Source organism: uncultured Megasphaera sp. (assembly GCF_958350005.1).
GTDB lineage: Bacteria > Bacillota > Negativicutes > Veillonellales > Megasphaeraceae > Megasphaera.
Genome location: NZ_CATWFF010000050.1, coordinates 1 through 12148 on the forward strand (window position 1 = coordinate 1; position 12148 = coordinate 12148).

Here is a 12148-nt window from a genome sequence, read left to right on the forward strand (position 1 = left end):
GTGCAATAACATATTATAATATGTAATATAAAGAAAGGGTACCAAGCTGATGCAGATTAGCTCGGTGCCCTCTTTTTTTATGCAACTTTGGGGAAAATATAAGAAAAGTATGTTCGATGGAAAATAAGTCCGTTCTTTTCTGTCGTAGCGGATTCCACCAACACATATATACCCGAACAGTGCAGTTGCGCCTGTTCGGGTATATTTTTTTGCCGACTTCCAGGACCGTGTCCATCGTATCCCGATTGAAAGAGGACAGAGCAGTCAAAAAACCGCTTCATCCATGAGGATGAGCGGTTTTCGTATGTTCTGTATAGTTTTTAGTAACGGCGAAGAAGTCCTGTTACTTTGCCAAGAATCTGACAGTTTTTCGTATAAATCGGTTCGTAGTCGTCGTTTTCCGGCTGCAGGCGAATGCGGTCCCGTTCCAGGTAATACCGTTTCACTGTCGCTTCATCTTCCAGCATGGCTACGACGATTTCTCCGTTTTCCGCTGTTGACTGCTGGCGGACGATGAGAATATCTCCTTCCAGAATGCCGGCGTTTTTCATGCTGTCGCCCTTTACAGTCAGCATAAAGCTGTCGTCATTGCCGACGAAGTCAGCGGCGAAGGGATAGACATCTTCTACGCATTCTTCGGCGAGAATCGGTGCTCCTGCCCGCACCTGGCCGACTAAGGGCAGGGGAACGATCTTTTTAGACCGCCACGATCCTTCGTCTAATAATTCAATCGTCCGGTTTTTGGCCGGGTCACGGCGAATAAAACCCTGTTCTTCCAGGCGGTTTAAATATCCGTGGACCGTAGAGGTCGAACTAAGGCCGACGTGTTTGCATATTTCCCGTACCGATGGGGGATAGCCGAAGGTATGAACACATTCGCGGATATATTCTAAGATCTGTTTCTGCCTGGTGGTCAGTACTTTTTCATTTACTAACATCTGCATCAACTCCATACATATTTAATTTTATTATATCGTGAATATACCGTATATGCAAGGAAGGAAGCGAACAAATTATCTTGCGAACAGATGAACTGCAGGTGCTGCAGAAGGGAAAACAGACTGGCCGGAGGAATACAAAAAGAGCATGGCAGCGCAAACTGCCATGCTCCTCATAGTATGCTGTCTCTTAGGCCGTAAAGGGTTTGCCTGTCAGCATTTCATAGGCTTCTTTGTATTTTTCAATGGTCTTGTCAATGACATCCTGCGGCAGGAGATAGTCGCTGTCCGGATGGGCTTTGAGCCAGTTGCGGACAAACTGTTTGTCATAGGACGGCTGAGACTGGCCGGCTTTATAGCCTTCCAGCGGCCAGAACCGGGAGCTGTCCGGCGTCAGCATTTCGTCGCCGAGAATAATGTTGCCCTGTTCATCCAGGCCGAATTCAAACTTCGTATCAGCAATGATGATGCCGCGGGATAATGCGTAGTCTGCACATTTTTTATAAAGCGCAAGGGTGTAATCGCGAATCTTTTCTGCATATTCCATGCCTTTGCCCGGGAAGGTTTTGTCCAGTACGGCAGCTCCTTCTTCGAGGGATACATTTTCATCGTGATCGCCTAATTCTGCCTTGGTGCTGGGCGTGAAGATCGGTTCAGGCAGTTTTTCCGATTCCTGGAGACCTGCAGGAAGAGAAATACCGCATATAGTGCCGTTTTTCTTATAGCTTTCCCAGCCGCTGCCTGTAATGTAGCCGCGTACGATACATTCCATGGGAATCATAGTCAGCTTTTTGCATTTCATGCTGTTGCCAATGAACTGAGGCTGCTGGAAAAATTCCGGCATGTCAGCATTATCCACGGAAATCATGTGATTGGGAATAATATCCTTCGTAAAATCAAACCAGAATCTGGACATTTGCGTCAAAATAGCGCCTTTTTTGGTGATCTTGTTCTTCAGAATATGGTCAAATGCAGAAATACGGTCTGTTGCGACCATGATGATGCTGTCGCCGGCATCATATACTTCGCGGACTTTACCTGATTTGAACGGTTTGAATTCTTTCATCTTCGGGCCTCCAACTATACTAACAATATATTTTTTTAATGATACTTATCATATCACAAAATGACAGTGTAGGGAATAGGCTGGCTTATTTCCAGACGAGGAGCAGCGTAATGCCAAATTCCTTCTTGAACTGCTTGGTAAGCTGTTTCATTTCATAGTCTGCCGCATTATACGTAGCGCCGGCATGGGTCGTAATGACCAGAACAGCGACGTTTTCGGCAAAAGTGACGTGAATGTCCTTGACTATCTGTTCATACGTCAGGTCAGACGCTTCGGCCAGAGCCAGGAAGGTCGATAATTTCCGGATCATGATCCAGTCTTCTTCTGTAGCCATATTGGCGTAGCGATAAGCCCGAATCGTCTTGCGGCTAATGCCGTGATGGAATCCGGCAATAAAGCCGGCAATGAGCTGTTCACGGTGGGTCAGGCCATACAGCGGGGCATGGCCGATCATGAAGGCAGAATGACGGGCATGATCGTAGAAATTGATGATTTTTCCCACGTCATGCAGCCGGGCTGCTGTGAGGAGAAGCAGTTTTTCCCGTTCGCCGTAGCCGTGGAGAAACTGAAACTGATCGAATAAGAGCCCTGTCAGACGGGTTACCTGCTGAACATGAGCTGCGTTTACTACGCCGCCTAAGGTGCCGATAAAGTTTTTTACGCTGAAATCCAGAATATCGTCGAAACGGGGTTTGGCCAGATGGCAGTACTGGGCATAGTACTCGAAAAACAGCCCTTCCCGGAGGCCGCAGCCGCTGACGACCAGGGACTGACTGCCTACGACGTCAAAAATCGTCTTGATGACGGCAGCGCCGGCGACGATGAGGTCGGTCCGCTCGCTCGACAGTCCTGCTATTTTGCGGCGATTGGCACTGGTACGGGTTGTAATCTGGTCGTATAAATACTCAAAATTTTCCAGATGGAGAATATAATTGTGAATTTTAGCCATTTCATAATTCGTGGCCCGCTGATCCATTTTGGCAAAGTTTCTGGCTGTTCCGCCAATGCCTACTAAGGGGAGATTCGTATCTTTCAGCCAGTCAACGGCAGATATTTTTTTGCGGATATATTTCAGGCAGTCCTGCAGTTTTTCCGGATCAATCGTACTGCCTAAAGAGAATTTTTCTGTCATCGTGACAGCTCCCAGCGGGATGGAAACAGAATGAACCGGCTCGCCGTCATGGACCAGCGTAAATTCCACGCTGGCACCGCCCAGGTCAAAAATGAGGAAGTTATCCAGCGCAATCGTGTTGATGACGCCCAGATACCCCAGGTAAGCTTCCCGTTCCCCTGTAATGACCGTCATGGTAATGCCCGTTTCGGCATAAATACGCTTCAGAAAGGCATCGCCGTTGCCGGCACTGCGTACAGCCGCTGTGGCGACGGCAATACAGTTGGTAATATCCATGACTTCCATAATATGTTTATATACTTTCAGGCAGGTCAGAGCCCGCTGCATTCCATCTTCGCCGAGTTCCCCGGTCTGATTCAGTCCCTGTCCCAGGCGAATCGATTCTTTTTCCTGGTATGACAGAGAATACGACTTGTTGTCTGCAATCTGCAGGACGACAAAGCGAATGGAGTTGGAACCCATATCGATAATGGCTAATTTTTCCATCGTATACCTCGTTTCTGTCCATAATAGTATTGTACAACGCTTATTATACTACAGGATGGGAGCAGGGAAAACCTGTTATGACAAATGGAAGCCATTAAAACAGGCCAATTTCTTCATAATCCGTGAGACGTTCTATGCGCTGCGGCTGTTCGTCTTCAAAAAATGCCGCTGTAATCTGTTTTTCCGGTACCAGAACCTGTTCGCTTGTGCCGGCAATATGTGCCAGGCGGCAGCTGTACACGACGGGGAAATAATTGCGAATGAATGTACCGTCTTCATGTGCCGTCAGCGCAAGAATCTGAAATCCCAGCTGCTGGGCAATGAAGAAAACGGGATTTAATACATGTTCGCTGGAGGCCTTGCCAAAGGGATTATCGGCAATGACGACACGGGTATTATACTTGGCCTTGGTCAGGATACACCGCTTTTCTGCCAGATACTTCAGGCATCCTAAAAACAGCGCCATGTTTTTACTCCACATTTCGCCGCCAGACCAGCGATTGGACTCTTCCCAGCCGTAGGGGCGTTCGGAAAATTCCTGGGAACTCGTTGCTTTGCGGCATTTGACCTTGATGGAGTTGATGCCGAGAACCTGTATGAGGAGCTGCTGTGTGCGCAGGCGTTTTTCCAGTATGGCCCGTATTTTTTCCGGATCTTCCCGTCCCGATTCATCTTTGCAGTCATCTCCGTCCAGACGTTTGGATGTATCTTCCAGGTACGAACGAATGACGGTGCTGGCCTGAGCATCCTGCCACTGCGGCAGATGAATGGTAATCATCGTTTTGCTGCCCCGGTCAGTAGAAATCCGTGTTTTGTCAGCAATGCTGGTCAGACCGGCACATACTTCACGCAAATACATGGTCATATGAGTGATCATGTGTTCAATATGTTCGGCATGCTGCACCCGTTCTTCCTGAGACAGGCGGATCGTCTTGGCAATGGTTTCTTTCATGGCTGTATTCCAGCTGGCATAGTCGGCATAAGATGTTTTGGCGCGAATGCCGTCGATAATACGGCGCCGCATTTTTTCAAATTCCAGGTGGGCATTACAGTATCGGATAAATCGTTCCTTCTCCGCGTCTGCCTGGGCTCTTGCCGCGTCTGCCTGCGTCAGTGCTTCTTCTGCCTTGGCAAGAATCGGCGGAGCGGCCTTTTGAAAGACTTCGGCAGCGTCTGTCTGCCACGCTACTGGAACCATGGCTGCCGGGACCGTGTCCAGGGTAAACTGCAGGCGGACATTGTGCTGTTCCAGGCGGTGCAGCAGCGTCGTAAAGGCGTCCTTCTGTCGGGCATTTTCTTCCATGGCGGCATGGCACTGGTCACCTGCCTGAGCGACGGATATCCGCTGTTTTTCCAGGTCCTGCCGATGGGCTGCTAAATTGCCGGTAAAGGAGATCAATTCCTCGTATGCTCCATAATAAGAATCTTCTGCTTCCTGCCGCCGTCCTGTGACCTGGGCATAGTCCTGACGGGCCCTGGCGGCTGCGGCGTCACTGGCAGTGACGGCCTGCTGCTGTGCCTGCCGCTGCTGGAGGAGAGCTGTTTCGCGGCTTTGTCCATCTGGCGGATAGATGCGGGTTTTGTCAATGACCGTTTCCGCCATGGAGAGACATTTCTGCTGCTCCTCTGTAAGGCGGGTAATTTCCTGGCAGGCGTGGTGCAGCTCACTTTCCAGGCGGCCCCTGTTTTCCGAGGTTCCTTCCAGCTGGCTGAGGATACGGCGCCGCTTATCAGCCAGCGTATCGTACGTGTCTTCTGTCTGCAGCAGGGGAGCAGACTGGACATCAGCCGCATAGGGCCTGCTTTTCAATTCCTGGCGCTGACTGTTCAGGGTGGCCAGCTGATCGCGGATCTGGTCCCGCTGGGCAGTGCTCCGGGAGCGTTCTGCCCGTAAGGTATGGAGTGTTTCGGCTGTTTCTGTCCGTTTCTTTTGCAGGCCTTCCTGTTCGTTTAAAACGGCCTGATGCCGGCTGCGCAGTTCTTCATAGGTCGCTGCCTGGTTCAGTTTGTTCGTCAGATCGGCCAGGCGGTCTTTGACTGCGTAGGCGTGATGGTTGGCCATATCCAGGTTTTTCTGACACAGGGAGATGTCTGCCTCTGTTTTGGACAGCTCCGTTGTTTTGGCCTCCAGCGTCGATGCCAATGTATTGCGGCTGGCCTGGAGATCCTGATATTCGCTGAACGGAACGTGCTGAATAAAGGCGATCAGATCAGAACGGAGCTGTCGCAATTCCTGCAGTTCCTGGCGGCGGGCATGTAATTTTTCATCCCAGTGACGAGCCTGATTGGTCAGTTCTTCCTTCCAGCGGGAAAATTCTTCCGGTATGAGGTGATGCCAGAATGCAGGGATTACCTGACGGGCCTGGACTTTCTGGCCTTCGCCGCTGATATAGGCGCGGATTTCCTGCTCTGTTGCCAGGAAGACAGGCTGCGTCAGTTCTGCGGAAATATGGTTCAGCCGGTCCCACAGGGAAGGAATATCTGCAGCCGTCGTGATGACTGCAGAAGCCCAGTAGGGATAGGCTGCATACAGCGCATCTGCTGTATATCCTTCCTGACAATACAGACGGAACAGATCGGCACCACTTTGCAGATAGACAAAATCTCCTTTCCACAAGGCGATTTTTGCTTCTAACAGGGGATCGGCCGAAAAGCGATCCAGCGGTTCATAGGCATCGAGAAAGCGATGGGCCTGCCGGGAGGAACGGACAAGGGCATCCTCTTCGTGCTCTGCTGTAATGACGGCGTCGCCGAGGGTATTGGTAAGCCGTTCGGCGCTGCCGTATAAGCCTGCTGTGTCGGCAGCAATATTGGCACACGATGCATAGGCACTCAGACGCCGTATCAGTCCGGCAGCATCCTTCGTTATCTGTGCAAGCTCTATGTCCAGCTCATGCAAATCCCGGCGGGCATCCTCAATAGCCTTGCGGCATACAGGAACAGAGGCAGTCAGTTTGTCTTTTTCCACCGTGTAGAAACGAATATTCTTCTCGTAGCCGTCCCGTTCGGCTGCGGCTGTCTGCAGATCCTGCTTCCAGGCAGCAATCTGTGCAGCCGGATCGCAGTGCATGGAGTCGGGAAACAGGGTTATTTCCATCCGTTCCTGTTCGGTTACGAGTGTACGGATTTCTCCTTCCGTACGGCCAATGGCGGCAGTATACTGTTCGTGTTTTTCCTGAAGGCCCGCTATGGCTTCTGCATGCGCTGCAAGCGCTGCGTCAATGGTTCGGCAAAGAGACTGTATTTGGTCATATTCGTCAGCCAGGCGGCGGTCTTCCTGGTCAAACCAGAAATGGAGAGCTGCTGTATTCTGATGCTTTTCCTGTTCCAGCATGGTGACAGTCTGGTCTTCTGACAGCTGCTGCAGCCCTTCTTTGGCCATGGCCGCATCCTGGCCGGCCTGGGTGAGGTCGCGGCTCAGACGGGCATAGCGCAGCGTATTCAGCTCGGTCTGGATGTTCGTCAGATCCTGATGCGCCATCTGGGCCGTTTGTTCCGCTGCTGTCAGTCGGGACTGTGCTGCTGCGCAGTCTGCTTCCCGTTCTGCTACGACGAGAGCGGCCAGGGACTGGGAAATACGCTGTTTTTCCTGTTCCAGCGACTGTTTTCGTTCCTGCAGCTGGAGCGCTGTCTTTTTGCGCCTTTCCAGCCCTGCTGCTGCCTGATGATATAATCCCTTTAAGGCGCTGTTGACCGTACGCAGGGCTGTTTCTGCCGCTTCCAGGCGGGAACGGTATTCCGTGTATGATGCCAGTGCCGTTTCTACGCCTTTCATTTCGGCAATTCGCTTTTCCAGGGACAGCTGCTGGCGGAAATGGTCCCGCTGTTTTTCAAATAAGGCGGCAAATCCGTTTCCTGACTCTTTTTTCGCCTTTACGGCGGCAAACCCTTCTTCTACTGTCGGGATCAGCAGACGGCTGACAAGGTCCGATGTGGTACGGCAGTCTTCAAAAAATTTTTCTACGCCCCCTTCGGCAGCATTGATAGCTGTTATTTTCTTCCATTCCGACGGAATCAGCTTCAGATGACTTTCAATATAGGCCCAGTAGGACGCAAGGCTGTCGTTCTCAGAGAAAAACTGCGCCGTCATCGTATGATCGGCAAGACCGCGGAAGTAGGCGGCCAGTTCTTCTTTCGTCGCCGCCCGTGTATGGCCCTGTTCGGTCCGGGTCAGGGGCAGCGTGTCCAGACGGGTTTTGGAGGATGCTCCGTATTCCATGACAAATTCCTGCGATGCCGGCTGATTTCGACTGTTGATGAACAGGGAAACGACGGTCAGGCCATAGCGCCGCGGTGCTTCAGTCAGAATCCATTCCACTGCAATATGAGCTGTCGTATTGTTCAGCTGCAGCGTTTCCTGGATTTTGCGCTGCGCCACCGTCTGGCGCGGCAGTACGGCCTGAATCAGGGTCTGTACGAATACGGTCTTGCCGGCGCCGTTTTCCAGCAGCAGAATACCGTTATATCCGTCAAAGCGAAAGGTCGTGTCTGTATATCGTTTTTGGCCATTGTCATACATGACGTTTGTAAAACGAATTCGATTGATTGAGGGCATATTAGGTCTGCTCCTTTGGTGGTGTATGATCCAGCTGGTACATGAAATTCAGAATCCCCTGATTATAGTCTTCCGACATATAGTATGTAACGATAATCGTCCGTGCCTTATCGGTCAGCGTAAACTGTCCGTCTCCCTGATCGTGGAGAAGATGCTGGGAAATGAGAAAGGAAGCGGTCATCGTAAGGAAACTGACGCGGCTGTTGGTACGGCCGTCCTGGCGTTTTGCCGTTTCCTTAATGCTGTCCATATCGCTCCATTTGCGAATGAGGGCCAGCCAGTTTACGCTCAGGTCCTGCTCTGCCCGGGAAAGGACGTCCTCGCCTAAGCGGGACAGGGCATCGAGGCGGCTGTTCATCTCTTCCAGCCATCGCTGCATGGGGACGAAATCGACAGGTTCTGTCGTGGTATAACTGTCATAGAAACAGCCGAACAGGACAATAACAGCCAGGTACATCAGATAGATGTCCAGGTTTACGGCACCGCTTCGCAGATACTCTTTTTTTAATGATTCATTGGAGATATGGAAGGGAGAAGAGGCGGCTATGGGGATAAGATACAGGTTTTCCGCATCATTCGTAATGGTGCATTGTACTTCGGCAGCATAGTTTTCGACGAGAGAACGAACCGTGTCGTCTTCAAAAAATGGCGTACTGTCCAGTTTGGCAATATACCCGCAGGATGCCATGACAGCATAAATATGAAAGGCTGTCTGAATGGTTGCTAAGGAATAGTTCATGGAAAATAAGTCACCTCAATTGTCATATTGCTGATAGTATAGCGGCCCAGGGAAAGGATTTCATCCGTAGCCGCAGCCGTAAGCGTATGCAGGGACGGAACGGCGTGGTGAATGGTTTCGTATACCGAGTCAGCCCGGTATGTGCCCGGCTCCAGGGATACGGTGCCGCGGCGGTAGAGAAGAAGCCAGAAAATATAGAACTGTCTTTTTTCAAACAGAGAAGGCCGATGGTCTCGTTCAAAAGCAAAGAAGTCTTCTAACGTCGTCGTAGTGGCTCCCTGCAGATACAGCACCAGATCGGCAAGAATCTGGGCGTAATGGGGATAAATGTTGGTCCGTGTCTTTTGCTTCTCCGCCACTTCTGCCATCTGGGGAAAGGTTTGCTGTGTATCTGTGCGCTCATTTCGTTCCAGGCGCTGCGGAAAGAAGACGGCCAGAGGCGACCAGATGCGGCATTGTTCCAGAGAAAGAAAGGGCTTGATCAGCGTCGGGGCTGCGGAAAGCGGCAGGGGAGCGGCAAACATGCGGTTCGTAATATCTTCCTGGAAGCAGAAAGTCTGAATGCCTGTAAAATACAGGGCTTCTTCGGCTGCAGCCAATGCCGACGTACCCAGTTCAATGCCCAGGCGCAGCAGCGACTGGTGGGCACTGTGCACTTCGTCAAGGCGTTGTTCAATCATGAGGATGCTGGCATACGTTTTGCCCTGCCGATCGGCATCGACGGCGTCGTGAATGCGCTGCCGCGTATGGGATGTGAAGGTTTTCAGCTCCCGGAATTCTTCTTCTTCACTTTTGAGCCGGCTGTTAATATCTGTTACCAGTGTACGGTAGCGGGCCAGCGTATCTTCGGAAATAATGCTGCGGTGAATTTCCTGATGAATGCGCTGCATGCGGTTTCGCAGGGTTTCCACGTCGAGCCGCATTTCTTCTACCTGCCGGAGTGCCAGCGTAAACTGTCCTTTTTCCAGCTGCTTTCGCAGGATAAGCTGATTAATGGACAGCTGATATTCATTGAAATACTCTTTCGTGGCGAAAATAAGTTCCAGTCCCTGGTCGTCAAGTACGTAATACTGCTCATTGGACTGCGTATTGGCTTTATCGGCCTTAATATAGGAATACTGTACGCTGGCCGGCGCTTTTCGTTTCCAGTCAAAGAAGGGCTCCTCATTTCGCCGGCCCGTGGCAGGACGAAAGGCTGTTACCATATCCCGGGCCAGAGACTCATAGGCCTCGTCGCTTTCGTACAGACTATGATTGGTTGCGTCGATTAAATAGGCCGTCAGATCCCGAATGCCGGCTGGCCGTTTGCTGTCGAGCATGCGTTCAAAAAAGAAGAGCAGCGACATCAGGCCCAGTTCCATGCACGATACGTCTGTCCCGTCAGGGCGCGTAATATGACGGCGCCCTAATCGGTACAGCGGCGCCATAAGCAGGATGCGCCCCATGCGTTCAGAAAAGTTTTCCAAGTCCATACGGCAATACCTCCCGGGCTAGTTCCGCATACTCCTGCGGGGATACAATTTCCTGTGGATAATAATGGCCAGTTTGTAATGTCTGTTGCAGACGCATCCCTTCTTCGGCCGGCAGAAAGGATATAAAGTGGGCCAGTCCTTCAGGGGCCGGCTTCTGATTTTTCTTGCCTTCCGGCGCTTCATAGGCCAGGTATTTCCGGTAAAATGACAGCCAGGGAAGAACCTGACAGCGCTGCGTACTGGGCAGGGAATGCCAGATGCGCAGGCCTTCCCAGTCCCAGTCGCCGGCATAGAGACAGAGATGGTGATCGTGAGGATAGCCGCACTGCTTCGGCAGCAGCGAAAGATTGGCCGTAATTTTCCAGCCGCATCCCCAGATGAGACTGGTCCAGTTTGTAGTTGTTAACAGCGGAAGCAAGGCCATATAGGGCACTTTATTTTCCACAATAATGTGGACATGGGGCTCTGCTGCCGGTGCAGACGGATTAAACGCCATCATGAGGGGATCGACTTCGGATACGATGCCAAGATCAGACGGGCTGAGGCCTGTATGGGCGAGAAGCCGGGAGCCGGGTCCATCCAGGTATTTTTCATCGCCAAAGATGTCAAAGGAACGCTGCTGTCGGGAGGCGTCAGGTAGAGGTGCCGCCAAGTAGGCATCCAGACACTGGAGCCCTTCCCGATCCTGTTCCCAGCGGGCCAGGGGCTGCGTGTAGTACCAGGAAATATCCAGCTGGCCTGACAGGCCCAGGGCGGCGGCCTCGGCACGGATAGCTGCGGCGACAGGGGCAAAGAGATTGCCCTTTTTGATGCGGTAGCGGTACGAAAGCCCTGTCGTATCCGTCCCGCTGGCGGCGACGCCGTGGAGAATATCCGTATCTTCCAGGGCATTTATGGCCTTGGAAAACGTGTCATAGGTTGTAGTGGGGCATTGTTCCTTTAGCTGTTCCAGCGTTACCGATTTTGTTTTTCTGCTCATGAGATATGCTGTGAGGTGTTTGTAAACTGACGTATTCATGGTATTCTCCCTGCTGCACCATAGGGTGCTGATGCTATAATTTCAGTATAGCATGACATGGGGCAGGCGTACATATGGCCATGCGGAAAAATCACGGGAATACAATAAAAAAATCCTTGCTATCTGTGGGCGGTTGTGATAAAATATTTTTGTTAATTTAGGCAGTCCTCTGCTCGTTTGACGACTGGCACTTGATCCAGCGGGAGTACGAATGTCTTATAGGAGGAAAATAGAATGAACATTATCAGCGTATTGGAACAAGAACAGCTTCGCAGCGACATTCCTGCATTTCGTCCTGGCGACACGGTGAAAGTACACGTAAAAGTTGTCGAAGGCAACCGTGAACGTATTCAGATGTTTGAAGGCGTTGTCATTGGTCGCCAGAACGGCGGTGTACGCGAAACCTTTACGGTTCGCCGCATTTCCTACGGCGTTGGCGTTGAACGTACATTCCTGGTACATTCCCCGCGCCTGGCTAAGATCGAAGTCGTTCGCCGCGGTATTGTCCGCCGTGCAAAACTGAATTATCTCCGCGGCCTTACCGGCAAAGCTGCTCGTATTCGCGAACGTCGGTAATTCACCCACAAGAACACATGAAAACAGGGATTGGCAGTCTTGCCGGTTCCTGTTTTTTCTATATGGCCGGGAAAGAGCTTCTGCAGCCGTTTTTCAGGCTCATATGGCGGCATATGGCTGGACAAGAGACAGCCGGGCTTAGTATACTAAGTATACTATATGTAAT

General features: G+C 51.4%; 8 protein-coding genes. 1 reads left to right on the forward strand and 7 read right to left on the reverse strand.

The genetic code is table 11. The features are described 5' to 3' along the window. Positions 1-320 precede the first annotated feature (320 nt). From lexA to Q3886_RS04485, 7 genes are all read right to left on the reverse strand, one after another. Positions 321-938, reverse strand: coding sequence for a transcriptional repressor LexA (gene lexA / locus Q3886_RS04455; RefSeq protein WP_301859965.1), 618 nt, complete (start codon positions 936-938; stop codon positions 321-323). Between the two features lie 190 nt (positions 939-1128). Further along, entirely contained in the window at positions 1129-2004 is an 876-nt protein-coding gene (locus tag Q3886_RS04460; RefSeq protein ID WP_301859966.1) for a phosphoribosylaminoimidazolesuccinocarboxamide synthase, read from the reverse strand. A gap of 85 nt (positions 2005-2089) precedes the next feature. Further along, positions 2090-3622: a Ppx/GppA phosphatase family protein gene (locus Q3886_RS04465; RefSeq protein WP_301859967.1), complete on the reverse strand. Its 1533-nt coding sequence runs from the start codon at positions 3620-3622 to the stop codon at positions 2090-2092. A 94-nt stretch (positions 3623-3716) separates the two neighbouring features. Beyond that, positions 3717-8177: a hypothetical protein gene (locus Q3886_RS04470; protein ID WP_301859968.1), complete on the reverse strand. Its 4461-nt coding sequence runs from the start codon at positions 8175-8177 to the stop codon at positions 3717-3719. 1 nt (position 8178) lies between these two features. Then, the gene (locus tag Q3886_RS04475) at positions 8179-8916 is read right to left on the reverse strand and encodes a DUF6063 family protein (RefSeq protein ID WP_301859969.1); all 738 of its coding nucleotides are present in this window, start codon (positions 8914-8916) and stop codon (positions 8179-8181) included. Then, the gene (locus Q3886_RS04480) at positions 8913-10388 is read right to left on the reverse strand and encodes a hypothetical protein (protein WP_301859970.1); all 1476 of its coding nucleotides are present in this window, start codon (positions 10386-10388) and stop codon (positions 8913-8915) included. Before Q3886_RS04480 ends, Q3886_RS04475 begins: the two co-directional genes overlap by 4 nt. Next, positions 10366-11367, reverse strand: coding sequence for a hypothetical protein (locus tag Q3886_RS04485; protein ID WP_301859971.1), 1002 nt, complete (start codon positions 11365-11367; stop codon positions 10366-10368). Before Q3886_RS04485 ends, Q3886_RS04480 begins: the two co-directional genes overlap by 23 nt. A 273-nt stretch (positions 11368-11640) precedes the next feature. Between Q3886_RS04485 and rplS the strand changes: the two genes are divergently transcribed. Next, complete coding sequence (rplS, locus tag Q3886_RS04490; RefSeq protein ID WP_301859972.1) at positions 11641-11982, forward strand: 50S ribosomal protein L19; 342 nt, start codon at positions 11641-11643, stop codon at positions 11980-11982. Positions 11983-12148 lie beyond the last annotated feature (166 nt).

What these genes read in the sequence shown, in the direction of transcription:
- lexA (WP_301859965.1), bottom strand. Translation starts at nt 938, where the DNA reads ATGTTAGTAAATGAAAAAGTACTGACCACCAGGCAGAAACAGATCTTA.
- Q3886_RS04460 (WP_301859966.1), bottom strand. Translation starts at nt 2,004, where the DNA reads ATGAAAGAATTCAAACCGTTCAAATCAGGTAAAGTCCGCGAAGTATAT.
- Q3886_RS04465 (WP_301859967.1), bottom strand. Translation starts at nt 3,622, where the DNA reads ATGGAAAAATTAGCCATTATCGATATGGGTTCCAACTCCATTCGCTTT.
- Q3886_RS04470 (WP_301859968.1), bottom strand. Translation starts at nt 8,177, where the DNA reads ATGCCCTCAATCAATCGAATTCGTTTTACAAACGTCATGTATGACAAT.
- Q3886_RS04475 (WP_301859969.1), bottom strand. Translation starts at nt 8,916, where the DNA reads ATGAACTATTCCTTAGCAACCATTCAGACAGCCTTTCATATTTATGCT.
- Q3886_RS04480 (WP_301859970.1), bottom strand. Translation starts at nt 10,388, where the DNA reads ATGGACTTGGAAAACTTTTCTGAACGCATGGGGCGCATCCTGCTTATG.
- Q3886_RS04485 (WP_301859971.1), bottom strand. Translation starts at nt 11,367, where the DNA reads ATGAGCAGAAAAACAAAATCGGTAACGCTGGAACAGCTAAAGGAACAA.
- rplS (WP_301859972.1), top strand. Translation starts at nt 11,641, where the DNA reads ATGAACATTATCAGCGTATTGGAACAAGAACAGCTTCGCAGCGACATT.